Here is a 16,983-nt window from a genome sequence, read left to right on the forward strand (position 1 = left end):
CACCCACCGATGAACGACTCTCACACCGAGTGGATCAGTTCTCGGGGTCCGGCCAGTCCCACGCGTGGCGGTTGCGGATGCCGGTGAGCGAGTCCGTGGTGGCGTAGGTGAGCACGGCGTCGGATTCTGCTCTCGCGGCGTGGAGGGCACGGTCGGCGGCCAAGGAAATGGTGAGGAACTCGGCCAGCATGTCGAGCGTCGGCACGAACTGGACGAGGTCTTGGCGGGGGACGCGGTCCACGCCGAAGATCACGCCGAACAGGCTCCCGTCCGGTTCGGCGATCGGCGCTCCGGCGTAGGCGCCGATTTGGACCGCCGCGTTGGCGGCTGCGGCGGCATAGACGGGGACAGCTGCGGCGTCGGGCGCCACTCGGGGGGCGGTGCCGGCCACCATGTGCACGCAGCAGGAGGCTTGCCACGGCTGGCTGCAGCCGACGGTGAGTCCGTAGTCGTTCTCGTTGAGGTACAGGTGGGTTTGCCGGTCGTTCTCGACACGGGTGATCGACCAGATCGCCATCGGCATGTTCGTGCGCAGGTAGTTCAGCGCGACCTGCGCCGCCGCGCGGAAGCCGCCGGAGTCGGCGGTGACCATCCTAAGAAACGATTCGAGCCCTGGCACGTCGTCGGCGGCCCGTCCCGGACGAGATTTCATGTCAGTTTTCCGCGCCTCGCGGAGCTGTGCGCCCGGGAGCTCACTGCCCTGCTCGGCGTGTCCGTGGGTCATGTTTTCGACAGCTGTGCCGACCGCGCCGGGCGGGTAGCGGTGCGCGGGGTTCGCTGCGAGGTTTTGGGTGAAGCTTCGGGCGGCGTCGATGACGGCGTCGCGATTGTGGGTGTAGATGAAGTCGAATTGGCGATTGCGATCGGCGCTCGGGTCGCCGCAGTCGCGGGCCACGAGCGCGGCGGCGAAGTGCGGGGACAAGACGATGACGAGCCATTCCTGACCCAACGGGCTGTGCGGCGCCAGCGGTCCGATGTGATAGGTCGGCTCGTCGTGGGATGCCAGCCCGTCCGCGAGGACGACCGTGAGCGCGTTGGCGGCGGCCAGTTGTCGGTAGCGGGCCTGCTTGGCGGCGGTGAAGTACGTCTTGTGCTGAAATCCCGCGAGCAGAACGGAGGCATGCGTGTCCTGAGCGGCTTGCTTCTCCAGATGCGAGCTGATGTGCGATAGGTACTGCTTCTCCGCGCGTTGCGGCGTGATCGTCGTGGCCAAGACCTCGAACGGCGTCCGCCCATCCAAGGGCGCCACGTATTGGCGCAGCGGTATCGGCGCGGCGGGTGTTTCAATCGAGTCCGGCAGCGGTCCTGGCCTGCCGTAGTAATAGCCCTGCCCATAGGTAGCGCCGAATATCTTGGCCAGTTGCTCATGAGCGTGCGTTTCGATCCCCTCGGCGAGAATCACGGCGCCGCGCTGTTCTGCGTAGGCCCGGACAGCGGCAGTGATGGTCGCCGCTGCTTCATGCGGCACACCCTGCACCAGGGACATGTCTAGTTTGACGACATCCGGGCGCAGGAACGGCAGCAGCGCCAGCGATGCTTCGTCAGCGCCGACATCGTCGAGCGCGACGCCCCACGAGCTGAGCCGGGCGTCGTCGGTGGCGCGGATCAGCTCCCACACCTTGCCGTTCACATCACGCTCGACTATTTCCATAATCACCCGCAAGTCGATCCGCGCCCGCTCCTGAGCGGCGCGCAGGTGCGCAGGGCAGTCGATGGCGAGCCCAGCGGGTTCGACGTTGATCAGCCAGGACAGCGTGTCCGGCAGCCGCGCGTCGGCCGCGATCTGCATCGCCCGAGTGCGACACAGCCAGTCCAACTCGCCGAGTCGGCCCGCCTGCGTAGCCGCCTGGATCAGCGTCATCGGCGACTCGAAGGCGGTGCCCGCCGGTCCGCGCGACAACGCCTCGAACCCGGCGATCGAGCCGGTCGCCAGGTGGACGACCGGCTGAAAGACGGTGCGCACGGCCTGATCGTCGATGATCGCGTCGATCGACCATCCTGAGCCGATCCGCCCTCCGGGCGACCAAGGCTTGGCGGCGGTCACCGGCCTGCCTGTAACCCGATCGTTGGTGGCAAGGACGGTGTTGGGCCGACGCGTGGTGTCTTAACCCATCCGTTTCGGCGCAGCAGCATTCGAGTCCAGGCGCGCAGGGTCGTGACGATCCAGACGTAGGAGTAGGCCGAGAAGATGAGCGCAAACGTGGGCACTTCCCACCACCTGTAAGGGTGCCGCGAGTTCATTTGGTAGGTCAGCATGAAGATCGCGAGCGGCAGGATGCTCAGCACGAGCGAGGTGACTCGTAGGCCGAGCCCGTCGGGCACGAACGACAGGAACGAGGAGGTGAGGTGGACCAACCCGAGACCGCTGGCCAGCACGGCCGTCATGCTCAAGCTGATGACGACCACCGTCACCACGAGGAACAGGTACGTGACCAGGTCGAACCGTCCGGCATAGCTGGCCCCTTTGGCACGGGCCAGTTTGGGGATGTGCGACCAGCACTGGTAATGACCTTGAATCCATCTGGTGCGCTGGCGCAGCAGCGGTTTCCATCTCGTCAGACCCTGCTGGGCAACGGTGGTGTGGTGGCAAAAACGGGTTCGCCAACCGGCTTCGATCAGACGCAAGCCGAGGTCGAGGTCCTCGGTGAGAGCCGACGTCTTCCATGGTGCGTCGCCCAGCGAGATGAGCGCGGAGAGCCGGGTGAATTGGCCATTGCCGCCCAGCCCGGACGAGCCGATCTTGTCCCTGGCGATCTGCACGAGGTAGGTGAAGCCGACGAACTCCATGTCCTGCATGCGGGCCAGCGTGCTGTCGCCGGCGTTGTAGATCCTGACGCCGACTTGGGTCGAGCCGACGGATGGGTCGATGAAGTACGGCGCCACGACGGTGAGGCTGTCCTTCTCCAGGCGTCCGTCCGCGTCGACGATGGCGTAGACGATGTCGGCAGGCGCGCGGCCGGCCAGCCACGGATCGCCGTCGGCGGCGGCGTCGCGGATCAGCCGGTACGCGTGGTTGAGAACGTCGCTCTTGCCACGGCCGCCCTGCTCCGCTGTCCGCGACAGCAGGCGCACCCTCGGGTCCTGCGAGACATGCGCTGCGATGACGGCGGCGGTGGTGTCGGTGGATGCGTCGTCGACCACGAGGATTCGGCACTCGCCGGCGTATTCCATACCGCGAAGGTTGGCGATGGTCTCCCCGATGACCTTGTCCTCGTTCCGCGCGGGAACGACGACGATCATGAGCGGTGCTTCCCAGCCCGCCGGAGCGGTGTCAGCGCGCGGTCGGCGGAGGGAGACGACGAACAGGACTGCGTAGTACAGCACGACGACGCCGGTGAACCAGCCCGCCCAGGTCAGGTCGATGGTCACGAAATGTCTCCTGTGTGATGCGCGCTCATGCGACGCGCTCGGTGACGGCGCCCGGGACGAGATCGGCGAGCAGCCGCTGGGTGATCCGGCGGGCGGCGCGGCCGTCGCCGAACGGGTTCGCGATCCGCGACATGTCGTGGTAAACGCCCGGGTCATTCAGCAGCAGATCGACAGTGCTCTCGAGCACTGACGGGTCGGTGCCGATCAAGCGGGCGCAGCCAGCCTCGACCGCTTCGGGCCGCTCTGTGGTGTTGCGCAGGACGAGCACTGGCTTGCCGAACGACGGCGCTTCTTCCTGGACTCCGCCGGAATCGGTGAGGACGAGATCGGCGTCGCGCAGCGTGGCGGAGAAATCGAAGTAGTTCAGCGGGTCCAGCAGCCGGACTGCGGCGTTCTCGCCCAATGCTGGCAGGACCGTGGCGCGCACGGCGGGATTCGGGTGGACGGGGAACACGACCTCGAGGTCGTGCCGCCGCGCCAGCCGGCCGATCGCCGTAGCGAGGGCCCCGATCGTCGCGCCGTGATTCTCCCGGCGGTGCATCGTGACCAGCACCCTGCGCCGCCCGGTGGCCTGCGAGGCGAACGCCGAAGTGCCCAATCCACGTTCGGTCACCCAGTGCAGATTGTCGATCACGGTGTTGCCGGTGACCTCGATCGCGGTGGGCGCGAGGTTCTCCAACTCCAGCGCGGCCCGCGCGCGCTGCGTCGGCGCGAAATGCCAGGTGGCAATACGGCTGAGCAGCTGCCGGTTCGCCTCTTCGGGGAACGGATCGGTGATCGAGCCTGAACGCAGCCCGGCCTCGACGTGGGCGACCGGGATGCGGGCGTAGCAGGCGGCGAGCGCCCCGGCGAAGGCTGTGGTGGTGTCACCCTGCACGAGCAGCACACCAGGCCGATGCTCGGCGAGGTCCTCGGCGACCGCCTCGATCACCCGCGCCGTCAGAGCGGGCAGCGTTTGCGCCTCGCACATGAGGTCCAGGTCGCGGTCGGCCGGCGTGCCCAACGCCGGCAGCAGTTCGGCGACCAGGTCCCGGTGTTGTCCGGTGGCGAGGACGCGGGTGTCGACGCCGACCGCCCGCAGATCGCGGGCGACTGGCGCCATCTTGATCGCCTCGGGGCGGGTGCCGACAAGAACGGTGGCGCGGAAGGGCGGTTTGCAGGCGGTCTGGTGAATTGACTCGGACAACAACGAGTTCGGACATCTGGCGGTCATGCGCCGCGCTCCTCACGCTCTGGTTGTCCGGGGCAAAGGCGGAAAGCCTTTGCCCCGGACAGTCGATCAGTAGGTGGAAACGGGCAGGAAGCTGAACAGCGCGTGCTTGGAGACGTGGCCGCCCAAGCGGTACGAATGTCCCGGCCTGAGATGGAACACCTTAATGGCGTGATAGGTCCTATGACCGATACGCGCGGTCACCCTGATGCGATAGGTGCCGCTGTGTTTGCGGTGCAGCACCTTGCGGTAGATGCCCTTCTTGTTGGCCGAGAACCCGATGATGTGCACCCAGTGGCCGGATTTGTTCTTCCTTGCGATGTTCACGCGAACGTGATTCGCAGGCTTTCCTTTGGCGTTGGTGAACTTGCCATAGAGGACCTCGGTCCGGTGTGGCGCCTTTCCGGCGGAGCTCGCCTGCAACGTCAGCGCTGTGGAACTCGGGGCGACCAGGAACAGGGCGACGGCGACGAGCGCCACCACCGAGCTGATGGCGACCACGACGTGACGAGTGCCTCGTCGAATGGTGGGGATTGGCGACACTAGCTTCTCCTTCGGTCGAATACCTGCCTGGGGGTGGCGGGCGTACGTCCATTCGGCGGCACCCCGATGAAGCTGAGCGTCAATAAAATCAGTCTCGAAACCGCTCGCATTTTGAATAGCGAATTCGTCCTCGCACTGATAAACACGTCGCGTCGAGGATTGCAAGAGATCAAAGGCCTGTTTCGTTTTCGACCGATTAGCGCCTTAATCCCGGATTGAAAGACGGTGCGCACGGCCTGGATTCACTGTATGGACGAAGTGTCCAAAGCCATGGGTGTTTTCGGATAAACCGGATAAACCGCAGCCAGGTTTCGCTATGCGCTGGGCGCGGGCTTACGGCGCAGGAGGTCAAGCAGCTCCTGCTGCGAGCCGACGTGGAGCTTCGCGAACACCAAGCCCAGGTGGCTGCGCACGGTGCTCGGACTCAAATACAGCGCGGTGGCGATCGCGGGCACCCGGTCGCCGGCGAGTAGCCGGCCCACTATCTCCCACTCCCGGGGGGAGAGTTCGCTGAGACCGGGCAGGTCACGGTCACTGAGGTCACCGAACCGATCGGCGAGCCCGGCGACCGCAGCGCCACTGTGCAACTGAAGCAACAGCCCCGACAGGTCCGGCGCGGCGCGGTCCGGCGCGTGCGCGGGTGGTACCACCGCCGAGATCTCTGGCAGGCGCAGCAGGACGAAGGCACAACCCGGCGGCGGCGCCATAGGCAAGATCATCAGCTGGTGGACCGCGTCGAGGCCGTTCACGCCGGCAACGGTGGGCTCCCGCATGCGCACGGTGACCGCTCGGTGCGTTGCTGCTGCGGCATCGATGGCAGCTGCCAGCTGGCCGCGCTCATCCTCGGCCACCAGGTTCGTCAGCGGCTGGCCGAGCAGCTTTGCGGTGGACTCGCGGATGGGCGCCGAGCCACCGCTCGTCTCCCGCTCGATCACCAATGATTTATCCGTGGTCCCCACGACGAGTGGCTGGCCGGAGTCCGACCACGGCTCCGCCACGACGGGCGTGTCGGGGACGGAAAACACCGCCAGCGCAAAGCGGGCGCGGGACTGATGGTCGAACTTGAGCATCCGCACGCTGACAGCGAGACTGTCCCCCTCCCTTCTGCGCAGCATGCGAGTTGTCTCGTATCCCGTCACGCGCCCGGACGCGAAGAGGTCGAGAGCGCCGCTGGCGGCGTCGGTGGTGAACTCCTCGACGTGGTGTCCGATCACCTCGCCACCGTCTGGGTCGAGCAGCGAAGCTCCGGACGAACTCGCCGCCACGACGCGTCCGCTCGGAACCTCTAGCACCACAGCAGGCGCCAGGCTTCCTCGCAACTCTTCGGCGGAGTCGAAAAACGCCTGAGCCTCGTCCGGCGCAGAGCCGCGACCGCTGGAGGCGACTGCGTCACCTGGATCGACCACAACGACCAACTCCGTCGGCTTGCGGGTCGCGTCCCAGGTGCGTCGTCACTATCCACGGACCGGGTTACTTGTTGGTGATGCTAGGCGACTACCGCGACAGGTTCTAGTGGGTGAGAGCTTGATTGTCCTGAGCGGTCTCGTGATGTTCGCCTCGATCGTTTGACGGCGTACATCGCGCGGTCGGCCCGCCGCATGGCAGTGGCCGGCGCCTCGCCGGGGACGGCGAGATATGCGCCTACGCTCGCCGGCACCTGCACATGCTGGCCGTGCACTAGATGTGGCTCCTGCAAGGCGGCGGTGATCCGAGCGGCAAGCGCCTCGAGACCGGCAGCGGTGATCCGCGGAGCGACGACAGCGAACTCGTCGCCGCCAAGCCGGGCGACCGTGTCCTGCGGACGAACCAGCTTGCGCAGACGGTCGGCGGTCGTGAGCAACACCTCGTCCCCGGCGTCGTGGCCAAAGGTGTCGTTGACAGGCTTGAAGCAGTCGAGGTCGAGATAGAGCACGCCGACGCCGCCTCGCGCGGTTCGCCCCTTCGGCGGGTTGAGCGCGTTCGTGAGCTTCGCGGTGAATAGCGTGCGGTTGGCAACCGCGGTCAGCGGGTCATGGGCAGCTTCATGCGCGAGCTCACGTTCGGCCTGCTTGCGACGAGTGATGTTCACGTGGGATATGACGGCGCCATGCGCGGGAGCGGCGAGCGGCGCGATCCGGAGCAGGAACCAGCGGCTGACGGCCGGCGAAGGGCAAGGGTATTCCAGCTCGACGTGATGGGTCTGCCCCTCCAGCACAGTCCGGATCCCGTCGGCGACGACAACCGCGTCCGCGCACCCCGCGGCCGCCGACCGCTCGCAGAGCTGGAGATAGTTCACGCCGACGCCGGTGGCCTCTGGCCGTCCCCCGTTGTCGACGGCAAACATCCGCCACGCCCTGTTGACGGCGACGATCGCTCCGCTGCCGTCAATCACCGCCATCGCGTCCGGTAACGCGTCGAGCACCGCGTCGGCGAACCCGACGACCGTGGATCCGGTCATCGATTGCCTCCTCGAGGTCGCCGGCAGGTTGGGTTCTCACCAACCAGCATCGGCAGGAGCGGCCGGTATCTGAAGGTTGTGCGTCGTCGGCTCAGTGAGTCGATGAGCCGAAGTACCCGCGCCGTCAGGACGCGAGCGCACGCGTCTCTTGCTCGGTCGGGCTCGGCGTTGCCGCGCTCCCGCACGAACGAGCGGCGACTAGGACCACGTCCAAGGTCTCACGAGTCCGCACCAACGACGCGATCTCGGCGTCGATGCGGTCCCGTTCCCGGTGCAGCAGGTCGTGCGAGTGCGGCACGTCGGCACTCCCCGGCGTGTCAACACACGGCAGCAGCATGCGGATCGTGTTACTCGACAACCCGGCCGCGTAAAGCTGCTGAATCAATTCGACGCGCTTCACCGCGCCACTTGGATACAGCCGTTGACCAGCAGCGCTCCGCTCGGCTGACAACAGCCGCTGCTCCTCGTAATAGCGCAGCGCCCGCACGCTCACTCGGGTCCGAGCGGCAAGTTCTCCGATGCGCACCTCGCGGCCCCCTTCGATAGCCTGGTCCGGATCGGCGCGTCGGCGCCGGCTCACGGCGTCGCGACGTCCGTCGGATTGCTCCTCGCCAGATTCTCCAGCACAACGGCGAGCCCCTGACCCACCCCGATGCAAATGGCCGCGACTCCCCACCGGTGGTGGCCGGCACGGAGGACCGCGGCCAGCGTGCCGAGGATGCGCGCGCCGGACGCGCCGAGCGGATGGCCGATTGCGATGGCCCCGCCGCGAGTGTTCACGATGTCCGGATCGATCTTCCACGCGTCGAGGCAGGCGAGCGACTGCACGGCGAAGGCCTCGTTCAACTCGACCGCGCCGACGTCGCCCCAGCTAATCCCTGCCCGGTCGAGGGCGCGGTTCGCCGCCTCAACGGGCGCGATGCCGAAGTCCAGCGGATCGAGGGCCATCGCGCCGCGGCTGGCGATCCGCGCCAGCGGAGGGCGACCTAGTCGGTCGGCCGCAGCGGCCGATCCGAGGACGACCGCGGACGCCCCGTCGCTCAGCGGTGACGCGTTGCCGGCGGTGATGGTCCCGTCCGGGCGAAAGGCGGGCCGCAGTCGAGCCAGGGTCTGCGCCGAGGAGTCCGCTCGCACCCCTTCGTCCTGGGCGAGCTCCACTCCGCCGACCGGCACGGTGAGCGAATCGTAGAAGCCGGCGTCCCACGCGGCCGCGGCGAGCGTGTGCGACCGCGCGGCGAACTCGTCCTGCCGCTCGCGGGAGATTGCGAGGCGCTCGCCAAGCCGCTCGTTCGCCTCGCCCATGGACACGGTCCACAGCTCTGGCATCGCCGGGTTCACCAGCCGCCAGCCGAGCGTCGTCGACACTGCGGACAGGTCGCCGGCCGGGAACGCGCGCGCTGGTTTCGGCAGCACCCAGGGCGCGCGGGTCATCGACTCCACGCCGCCGGCGATCATCAGGTCGGCGTCGCCGGTCTCGATTTGCCGCGAGGCGCTCATCGCGGCGTCGAGGCTCGACCCGCAGAGCCGGTTCACCGTCGAGCCGGGAATCGACACCGGCAAGCCCGCCAGCAGCGTGGCCATCCGGGCCACGTTGCGGTTGTCCTCACCCGCGGCGTTGGCGGCGCCGAAGATGATCTCGTCGAGGTCCGAAGGGTCGAGCGCTGGACTGCGTTCGACCGCGGCGCGGAGCACGGTCGCCGCGAGATCGTCCGGGCGGACTCCGGCCAGCGCCCCGTTGAACCGCCCGAACGGGGTGCGGACGGCGTCGTAGAGAAAGGCGTCAGGCACCGGCGACCTCGATCACGACACGTCCGACGTTGCTCATCGCCTCGAGGCGCCGATGGGCGTCGGCGACGGCCTCCAGCGGGAAGGTCGAGTCGATCACCGGACGCAGCTGATGGTCCTCGACGAGCTGCCAGAACAGCGCGCGGGACGCCTCGTTCGCGCTCCGGACGCCGATGATCCGCTGGCTCGCCAGGTACAGCGCGGCGAGATTCAGCTCGACCTTTCCGCCGAACATCGCTCCGGAGCTGACCACCCGGCCGAGCGGCGCGAGCGCTCCCATCGTCAGCTTCCACAGCTCGGGGGACCCGACGTTGTCGACCACGATGTCCACGCCACCGCCGCTGCGCTCGCGGATCTGATCGAGGGCTCCTGGCTCGTTCGAGTCCACCACGGCGTCGAACAGCTCCAGCCGCTCTAGCTCAGCCAGCTTGGCCGCGCTGCGGGTGGTGCCGAGGACCCGGCAGCCGAGCGCGCGGGCCACGACGGCCGACATCGTGCCGGTCGAGGACGCGGCGCCCTGCACCAGCACCGTGTCGCCGGCTCGCACGCCGGCGTCGGTGAGCTGCACCGTCGCCAGCGGACCGTTGACGCTCATCGCCGCCGCCTCGACGAAACTCACGTGCTGCGGCAGCGGCCGCAGGTTGGCGGCCGGCACCACGGTGAACTGCGCGTAGGCGCCGGGTCGCGTGACGCCGACCAGCTCGAGGTTGGCGCAGCTCTCGGCGCGCCCGTCCGAGCACGGCTTGCATGTGCCGCACGAGATCGCGTTGTGCACGACCACCCGCGAGCCGAGCGGGAACTCGGCTTCGGTGTCGGGTCCGTACTCGACGAGCTCGCCGGCGTGCTCGGAGCCCAGTACGTGCGGGAAGTCGTAGCGCGCGAACGGCACCCGGCCGGCCCGATTCGCGACGTCGAGAAAGACGTTGACCGAGACCGCGCGGACTCGGATGAGCGCCTCGCCGAAGCCGGGCCGCGGGGTCGGCAGGTCAGCGGATTCGAGCACGTCCGGATCGCCGTGTCGGCGGATCACCATTGCCTGCATGACGTCCTCGATCCTCGAGCTGTTCACGGTGTCGTGCTCGCGTGTCACGCGCCGGCGGGCGCGCGCCCGCCGTCCAAGGAGGTGATCTGCTCGATGTCGTAGCGGGTGCGGAGCTCGGCCACCGCCTGCGGATCGGGCTTGCCGGCGGAGGCGGCGAGCAGCTCCATCAGCTCGTCGAAGTAGTGCTCGTGGCCGCCTGGAACCGACGACTGGAAGAACACCTTCGCCGGCTGGTCGCTGCTGTTGCCGAACGCGTGCGGGGTGTTGGGCGGCACGAACAGGAAAGCGCCCGGTCCGCCGCGCAGGAAACGCTGCCCGGTTGCCGATTCCCACTCGTGCCAGTCGGCCACCGAACGGTCGAGCGGTTCGAAGGCCAGCACGTCGAGCTGCCCTTCGAGCACGTAGAAGATCTCCTCGCCCACCGCGTGGACGTGGGCGCCGACGTCCCAGCCGGGCCGGACGACGACCTCGAACGTGGACGTCAACGCCGGCTGGTCCATCGTCGTCTTCACGGTCGCGTCGAGGCCGCCGCCGACGATCCGGCGGCCGGCGCCCGGCGGCAACATGAGTCCTTCAGACATCGGCTCGCTTCCTGCTCGTCGCGAAGCTCAGCGGGCCGGCGGCAGATCGCCGCCGGCCCGCCCGGGTGGAACCTCAGCCGAGGCCCCAGAGCTTGGTGTACATGGCCCGGAATCCGCCGTTCGAGTACCACGAACCCGACGCGTAGGCGGCTGCGCTCTTGGTGTCCGACGGCACGTTGGCCTTGTCGAACAGCCGCAGCGCCGGGAGGTAGTCGACCTGCTTGGCGCCGGTGATGATGCGCAGCAGCGAGTCCGCGGCATTCCACATGGTCTCTGCGGTGTCGACTCCCGGGTCGGCGGCCTGCTGCCCACTGGCCACCCGCTGCAGGCCCGGCGGCTGGCCGGTGACCGTCAGGTAGGTGAATTTGCGGCCGGTGACCTGCTTGGCGCCCTGCAGGGCGAAGATGCCCGACGGGGCGTCGTAACCGCCGAACACGTAGTTGATGTTCGGGTTCGCGGTCATCGCGGAGCTAACCGCGGTGGGCAGCTTGTCGATCGTCGGGTCGCTGAAGCTGACGACGGTGAGCTTGCAGCCTGGGCACTGCTTGGCGAACTCGGCCTTCACCGCCGACGTCTGGGTGACGCCTGCGTTGGAGTTGTCGGCGACGTAGAGCACCTGCGCCTTGCCGTCGGAATCGGCGATGATCCAGTCGGCGCCGAGCGCGGCGTACACCGGGCCGCCGATGGTGAGCCGCCGGACGTCCGGGCTGTTCGGGAAACTGCCGGGCTTGTCGTTGTCGGTCGCGACGATCGGGATCTTCGCGGCGATGGCGGCGCCGTAGGCCTGCGAGGCGAAGGAGTAGTCCAGCGCGGCGGTCACGATGCCGGCCGCGTGGCTCGACACAGCCTGCTTCAGGCAGCTGTCGGCGGTGGACGGGTTGGTCGCCGCGTCGCACACGTGCACGGTCGCGCCCGCTGTCTTGAGCGCGTCGGTGAGCGCGATTGACTCGGCGGTGAAGATGGGCGCCTGCAGGAAGATCGGGATGTACCAGACCGTCTTGCCGGCGAGCTTGCTCTTCACGTCGGTCAGCGCAGGTCCGGGCTCAGGGAACGTCGTGCGCAGGGGCGAATACTTCGCCACCTCGCTCTTGGCGTAAGCCACCCCGGTGGCGCCGGGCGAGCTGGTCGACGACCCACCGCCGCCGGTGGTGGTGGCGCCGCCGCCCGATGACGGCGAGGAGCCGCCGCTGCTGCTGCTACTACACGCCGCGAGCGCGACAGCCGCGCTCAGGGCGAGGCAGGCTGCGCCGATCCGTGCGCGGCCTCTCGGCCGGACGAAACGCATCATGATGACACTCCTTCTGCTCTGCTTTGAGCGGGGTTGGTGGGTTGGCGATCAGACGCGCAAGGCGCGTTTGCGGGTGAGGGTCGATGCGATGACAGCGGTGATCAGCGCGGCGCCGTAGAAGACGTCGCTGATCCAACCGGTGTAGCCGAGCAGCTGAAGGCCGACGATCCCGGTGACCAGGAAGTAGATCGCGATCATGGTGCCGATGGGATTGAATCGGCCGGGCTGCACGGCCGCTGTCCCGAGGAACGTCGCCGACAGCGCCGGCAGCAGATACGTGGGCGAGCTGTTGGGGTCGAAGCCGCCGACGGTCGCGGTGACCAGAACGCCGCCGATGCCGCACAGCAGCCCTGAGGTGACGTAGGCCCCGATCCTGATCCGGGTCACGTGCACGCCGGCCAGTCGGGCGACCTCGCGGTTGGCGCCGACGAAGGCCATGTGCCGACCGAGCGAGGTGTACCGCATCAGGTAGGCGATCAGAATCGCCAGCGCGAGGCCGTAGAAGAAGCTGATCGGCAACCCGAAGACGACGGTGGTGTTCGCGATCTTGCTGAAGCCGTTGCTGAGTCCGGACACCGCTTGCGAGCCGGAGAACCCGGAGGTCAGGCCGAGCAGCAGCGTGCCCATGCCGAGCGTGGTGACGATGGCGTCGATGCCGAGCTTGACGACGATGAACCCGTTCACCGCGCCGACACCGCAACACAGCGCGACGGCGACGAGCGACGCGACGGCCGGATTCCACCCGTGCTGGACGACCATCACGGGAATGAAGGTGGCCGACAACCCGAGGATCGCGGAGATGGAGAGGTCGAATTCGCCGACGGCGAAGGTGACCACGGCAGCCATTCCGAGGAAGACGAGCGCGGTCTGCGAACCGAAGATCGTCTGGAAGGTTCCGGACGTGAGCAGCACGTCCGGCTCGATGATCGCGTAGACGGCGGCGACCACCAGCCAGACGCCGACGAGAGCGTACCGGCCGAGGAATCCGCTTTGGCCGCGGCGGTGGAAGCGGCTCATGAACCCGCCGGTGGGCTCCGGCAGGGTCGTCTCCCCGGGCTCGGCAGGCTCACCGGCGACGCCGGCTATCGGGTTCTCGGTGTCGATGCTCACGAGTCCTCCGTCGTTTGGTCGGTCAGCCGGCCGCAACGGGCACCGGATAAGTGGCGGCGGTGATGGTGTGTGGCGACAGGTCCGTCGTCAGTTCGGCCGCGACGACGCCGTCGCGAAAAACCAGAACGCGGTCGCAGACGGCGGCGAGGTCCTGCGTCTCGATCGAGGCCAGCACGACGCCGACGCCGCGGTCCGCGGCGGCACGGATGGCTCGCAGGATGTCGATGCGGGCGCCCACGTCGACGGCCTGCGTCGGCTCGTTGAGCAGCACGACCTCGGGATTGTTGAGCAGCCACTTGGCGAGCAGGATCTTCTGCTGGTTGCCGCCGCTGAAGGACGAGCAGGGCAGGTTCCGCTTCGCCGGGACGATGCCGAGCATGGCGACGGCCTCGCGAAACTCCGCGGCCTGCCAGCCGGATCGCAGCATCAGGCGGCCCCGGGCGCGCGCGCGGGGCAACGTCAGGTTGTCCTGTGCCGAGAGCTCGACCGCCAGGCCTTCCTGGCCGCGGTCTTCCGGGACAAACGCGACGCCGGCTGCGATCAGCTGCCCAGGGCGCGTCGAGGGCAGTGTGAACGCCCGGCCGAGGATGTCGATGTTGCCGCGGCCCTTCGCCGCGACGCCGGCGAGGATGGCCGGCAGCTCGGCGTGTCCGGAATTCGCGCCACCGGTGATCCCGACCACCTCGCCCGGCGCGACGTCGAGGTCGACGCCGCGCAGGAACTCGCCGTGGATGCCGCGCGCCCGCAGCACTGCGGCGGTGTGTCCGGCGTGGGAGGGCGCCTGCGCCGGCGCGCGCTCTTCGAGCAGTTCGATCTCGCGGCCGAGCAGCAGACTCGCCAGCGACGCCTCGGTCAGCGTCTTGGTCTCCCGGTCGCCGGCCACGACTCGGCCGTCCTGCAGCACGGTCACCCGGTCGGTCAGCGCCAGCACCTCGTCCAGGCGGTGGCTGACCAGGATGATCGCTGTGCCGGTCGCCGCCAGTCGCCGGATCGTCGCGTAGAAGTCGGGCAGCAGGTCGCGCGGCAGCGCGCGCGTCGACTCGTCGAACACCACGCAGCCGGTGCCCGGCAAGAGGTTCTGCAGCGCGCGCCCGATGGCGACGATGGCCTTCTCGCCGGGGTGCAGCGTGCTCACCAACCGCGAGGTGTCGATGTCGGAGTGCAGCCGTTCCAGGGTTTGCCGCGCGGCCGAGCGTTCGGTTCGCCAATCGATGCGCCGGCTCAGCCGATGCGCGGAATACTGACCGAGCCGGATGTTCTCCAGCACCGTCAGCTCTTCGACGAGCCCGAGGTCCTGGTGCACGAAGGCAAGGCCGTGCTCGCGCAGTTCGCGGGGCCGGACCGGGTTGGCCAGCCGGGTGCCGTCGATCTCGACCGCGCTGCCGGCGTCCGCCGGATGCACCCCGGAGAGCACCTTGATCAGGGTCGACTTGCCAGAGCCGTTCTGACCGACCAGCCCGTGGATCTCGCCGGAGCGAGCGGTGAAATCGACGTCGCGCAACACCTGCGCCGGCCCGAACGTCTTGCTCAGCCCGCGCACCGACACCCACGGCGGCCGCGAGGCGCCCGGCTCCGCCGTCGCCGTGGACGGGGCCGTCGCCTTCGTCATCGCCGTCGTCGTTGCCGTCGGCTCGCGCGTCGCACCGGGAGGAGACATGGTCACGCCATCTGCCATCCGCCGTCGACGTTGAACGACGCGCCGGTGATGTTCTGCGCGCGGTCCGAGGCCAGGAAGGCGGCCATCTCGCCGATGTCCCTGGGCGTCTGGAAGCGGGCCAACGGGATGCGGCTGCGGAAGAACTCCCAGCCTTCTTCCTCGGTGGTCTCCTGCAGCGTCGCGAATTGCCCGACGACGGCGGAGTGCAGGTCGGTCTCGAGAATGCCCGGCATGATCGCGTTGACGGTGACGTTGTGCGGCGCGAGCTCGAACGCGAGCGTGTGCGTCATGCCGCGGACCGCGAACTTCGACGCGACGTAGGGCAGCACCATGCCGAAGCCACGCTGTCCGACGATCGACGACACGTTGATGATCCGGCCGCTGGACTGCGCGATCAGATCCGGCACGAAAGCGCGCGTGGTCAGAAAGGTGCCGCGCGCGTTGACGTCCATGACGCGGTCGTACTCGTCCTCGGTGAGGTCCTGGATCGGCGCGGGGTGCGGTCCGACCCCGGCGTTGTTGATCAGAATGTCGACCCGGCCGAACGCCTCGTGCGTGGCGTTGCGCAGCGCGGTCGCAGAGTCGGCGCTGCGCACGTCGTGCCGCACGGCGACGGCCGGGCCGGGCAGCTCTTTCGCCGACAGCTCGCCCTGGTCGCTGTCGACGTCCGCGATCACGATCGACGCGCCAGCCGCGCTCAGCGCCTCGCAGCAGCCGAATCCGATGCCGCGGGCGCCGCCGGTGACCACGGCCACCCGCCCGTCCAGATCTCCCATGGCTTGTCCCTTCGTCGTCGTGTGTCGAGCGAGAGCGTTGTCGAGCGAGATCGAGGTGACCGGGCCCACATGAGCCACCTCACCACACCACCTACTGAAGTAGGTAGCAATGTTTCAAATTGTTACTGTGAATCGTCGGCGGCCGGCGCGATATGCAGCAGGGTCTCGGCGTTGACGTGCGCGATCGAGCGGCGATCGGCCTCGCTGATCGCCGCGCTGTCCAGGAACTCGGTCGCCGTCGTCATGTCCTCGAACGGGTAATCCGTGCCGAACAGGACATGGTCGGCCCCGAGGGCGCTCAAGGCGCATATCAACGGCGGATCGGAGCACACTCCGCTGGTCGTGATGAACAGGTTTTGGCGCAGGTACTCCGACGGCTTGCCTCGGCGCAGCTCGATCCCCTGATGGTTGTGGAAGTCCCAGCGCGAGTCGAGCCGCCACAGGACGTAGGGCAGCCCCTCGCCCATATGACCGAGCAACAGCTTCGCGTTCGGGAAGTCGTCGAACACCCCGCCGAAGATCAGCCGCAGCGCGTGGGTGGACGTGTCGGTGCCCCAGCTCCACATCGGCCCGATGAGCTCAGGATGGCCGCTCAGCACGTGCCCGGCGTCGAAGCCGTTGCCGGGATGCAGGTAGAGCGGGACGTCCAGCCGTTCAGCGGCCTCCCAGACGACCCGCAGCGAGGGATCGTCGAGATAGACACCGTGGGTGTGCGCGTTCACCAGCGCGCCCTTCAGGCCGAGCTCGGTGACCGCGCGGTCAAGCTCCTTCGACGCCGCGAGCGGGTCCTGCAACGGCAACGCCGCAAACCCGGCGAAGCGGGTCGGGTGCGCTGCGATCACTTCGGCCAGGAAGTCGTTGACGCGCACCGCGGCGCGGGCGGCGAGCTCCGGGCGGGTCTCGGCCTGGATGCCCGGCGAGTTCAGCGACAGGACCGCGACGTCCACGCCGGAGCGGTCCATCTCTTCCAACCGCTCGCCGGTTAGGTCGAGCAGGCGGCGGGAGGCTTCGCGCCAGACCTCGGGCTGGGCGATCGTCGCCGTCGCGGCGCCGTAGCCGGCCAGCTCCTCGGTGACGAAGTGCTCTTCCAGCGCGATCTTGCGCATGGTCCTCCTCGCTTGCTGCTCGCGACCGGCGGCAAATTTCGTTCACCATGTCGCATTGACTTCACGAATAGTGGAACCT

15 protein-coding genes are annotated in these 16,983 nt (G+C 68.3%); all 15 read right to left on the reverse strand.

Features of this window, described 5'->3' with window-relative positions; genetic code table 11:
- Window positions 1-34 precede the first annotated feature (34 nt).
- The 15 genes from ACFFBG_RS12770 to ACFFBG_RS12840 all read right to left on the reverse strand — a co-directional run bounded on the left by ACFFBG_RS12770 (window position 35) and on the right by ACFFBG_RS12840 (window position 16,904).
- A complete protein-coding gene (locus ACFFBG_RS12770) occupies window positions 35-2,044 on the reverse strand; it encodes an EAL domain-containing protein (RefSeq protein ID WP_375479244.1) in 2,010 nt (669 codons plus the stop codon).
- Window positions 2,041-3,369 (reverse strand): glycosyltransferase family 2 protein, encoded by a 1,329-nt coding sequence (locus tag ACFFBG_RS12775; RefSeq protein WP_375479246.1) that lies wholly within the window; start codon window positions 3,367-3,369, stop codon window positions 2,041-2,043. The genes ACFFBG_RS12770 and ACFFBG_RS12775 overlap by 4 nt, the downstream gene beginning before the upstream one ends.
- Before the next feature lie 25 nt (window positions 3,370-3,394).
- Window positions 3,395-4,582, reverse strand: a complete 1,188-nt coding sequence (gene wecB / locus ACFFBG_RS12780; protein ID WP_375479248.1) for a non-hydrolyzing UDP-N-acetylglucosamine 2-epimerase — start codon at window positions 4,580-4,582, stop codon at window positions 3,395-3,397.
- A gap of 66 nt (window positions 4,583-4,648) precedes the next feature.
- Window positions 4,649-5,080, reverse strand: a complete 432-nt coding sequence (locus ACFFBG_RS12785) for a hypothetical protein (RefSeq protein ID WP_375479250.1) — start codon at window positions 5,078-5,080, stop codon at window positions 4,649-4,651.
- A gap of 356 nt (window positions 5,081-5,436) precedes the next feature.
- Complete coding sequence (locus ACFFBG_RS12790; RefSeq protein WP_375479252.1) at window positions 5,437-6,336, reverse strand: helix-turn-helix transcriptional regulator; 900 nt, start codon at window positions 6,334-6,336, stop codon at window positions 5,437-5,439.
- 272 nt (window positions 6,337-6,608) lie between these two features.
- Complete coding sequence (locus ACFFBG_RS12795; RefSeq protein WP_375479254.1) at window positions 6,609-7,559, reverse strand: diguanylate cyclase domain-containing protein; 951 nt, start codon at window positions 7,557-7,559, stop codon at window positions 6,609-6,611.
- A 124-nt stretch (window positions 7,560-7,683) separates the two neighbouring features.
- A complete protein-coding gene (locus ACFFBG_RS12800) occupies window positions 7,684-8,139 on the reverse strand; it encodes a MerR family transcriptional regulator (protein WP_375479256.1) in 456 nt (151 codons plus the stop codon).
- Window positions 8,136-9,347: a thiolase family protein gene (locus ACFFBG_RS12805; RefSeq protein WP_375479258.1), complete on the reverse strand. Its 1,212-nt coding sequence runs from the start codon at window positions 9,345-9,347 to the stop codon at window positions 8,136-8,138. Before ACFFBG_RS12805 ends, ACFFBG_RS12800 begins: the two co-directional genes overlap by 4 nt.
- Window positions 9,340-10,413 carry an alcohol dehydrogenase catalytic domain-containing protein gene (locus tag ACFFBG_RS12810; RefSeq protein WP_375479260.1) on the reverse strand — a complete coding sequence of 358 codons (1,074 nt, stop codon included), beginning with the start codon at window positions 10,411-10,413 and terminating at the stop codon, window positions 9,340-9,342. The genes ACFFBG_RS12805 and ACFFBG_RS12810 overlap by 8 nt, the downstream gene beginning before the upstream one ends.
- Window positions 10,414-10,430: 17 nt before the next feature.
- Window positions 10,431-10,967 carry a cupin domain-containing protein gene (locus tag ACFFBG_RS12815; protein ID WP_375479262.1) on the reverse strand — a complete coding sequence of 179 codons (537 nt, stop codon included), beginning with the start codon at window positions 10,965-10,967 and terminating at the stop codon, window positions 10,431-10,433.
- Window positions 10,968-11,040: 73 nt separating this feature from the next.
- Window positions 11,041-12,255: a sugar ABC transporter substrate-binding protein gene (locus tag ACFFBG_RS12820; protein WP_375479264.1), complete on the reverse strand. Its 1,215-nt coding sequence runs from the start codon at window positions 12,253-12,255 to the stop codon at window positions 11,041-11,043.
- A gap of 48 nt (window positions 12,256-12,303) precedes the next feature.
- A complete protein-coding gene (locus ACFFBG_RS12825) occupies window positions 12,304-13,365 on the reverse strand; it encodes an ABC transporter permease (RefSeq protein ID WP_375479266.1) in 1,062 nt (353 codons plus the stop codon).
- A gap of 22 nt (window positions 13,366-13,387) precedes the next feature.
- Window positions 13,388-14,974, reverse strand: coding sequence for a sugar ABC transporter ATP-binding protein (locus ACFFBG_RS12830; RefSeq protein WP_375479268.1), 1,587 nt, complete (start codon window positions 14,972-14,974; stop codon window positions 13,388-13,390).
- Window positions 14,975-15,024: 50 nt separating this feature from the next.
- Window positions 15,025-15,798, reverse strand: coding sequence for an SDR family NAD(P)-dependent oxidoreductase (locus tag ACFFBG_RS12835; RefSeq protein WP_375479270.1), 774 nt, complete (start codon window positions 15,796-15,798; stop codon window positions 15,025-15,027).
- 122 nt (window positions 15,799-15,920) lie between these two features.
- The gene (locus ACFFBG_RS12840) at window positions 15,921-16,904 is read right to left on the reverse strand and encodes an amidohydrolase family protein (RefSeq protein WP_375479272.1); all 984 of its coding nucleotides are present in this window, start codon (window positions 16,902-16,904) and stop codon (window positions 15,921-15,923) included.
- Between the last annotated feature and the right edge of the window lie 79 nt (window positions 16,905-16,983).

The sequence above is a fragment of the uncultured Jatrophihabitans sp. genome, assembly GCF_964251945.1.
Taxonomy (GTDB): Bacteria; Actinomycetota; Actinomycetes; order Mycobacteriales; family Jatrophihabitantaceae; genus Jatrophihabitans.

Bases quoted from the DNA above. Each gene is read 5' to 3' on its own strand.
- wecB (WP_375479248.1), bottom strand. From the start codon at position 4,582: ATGACCGCCAGATGTCCGAACTCGTTGTTGTCCGAGTCAATTCACCAG.
- ACFFBG_RS12795 (WP_375479254.1), bottom strand. From the start codon at position 7,559: ATGACCGGATCCACGGTCGTCGGGTTCGCCGACGCGGTGCTCGACGCG.
- ACFFBG_RS12815 (WP_375479262.1), bottom strand. From the start codon at position 10,967: ATGTCTGAAGGACTCATGTTGCCGCCGGGCGCCGGCCGCCGGATCGTC.
- ACFFBG_RS12820 (WP_375479264.1), bottom strand. From the start codon at position 12,255: ATGATGCGTTTCGTCCGGCCGAGAGGCCGCGCACGGATCGGCGCAGCC.
- ACFFBG_RS12830 (WP_375479268.1), bottom strand. From the start codon at position 14,974: ATGACGAAGGCGACGGCCCCGTCCACGGCGACGGCGGAGCCGGGCGCC.
- ACFFBG_RS12835 (WP_375479270.1), bottom strand. From the start codon at position 15,798: ATGGGAGATCTGGACGGGCGGGTGGCCGTGGTCACCGGCGGCGCCCGC.
- ACFFBG_RS12840 (WP_375479272.1), bottom strand. From the start codon at position 16,904: ATGCGCAAGATCGCGCTGGAAGAGCACTTCGTCACCGAGGAGCTGGCC.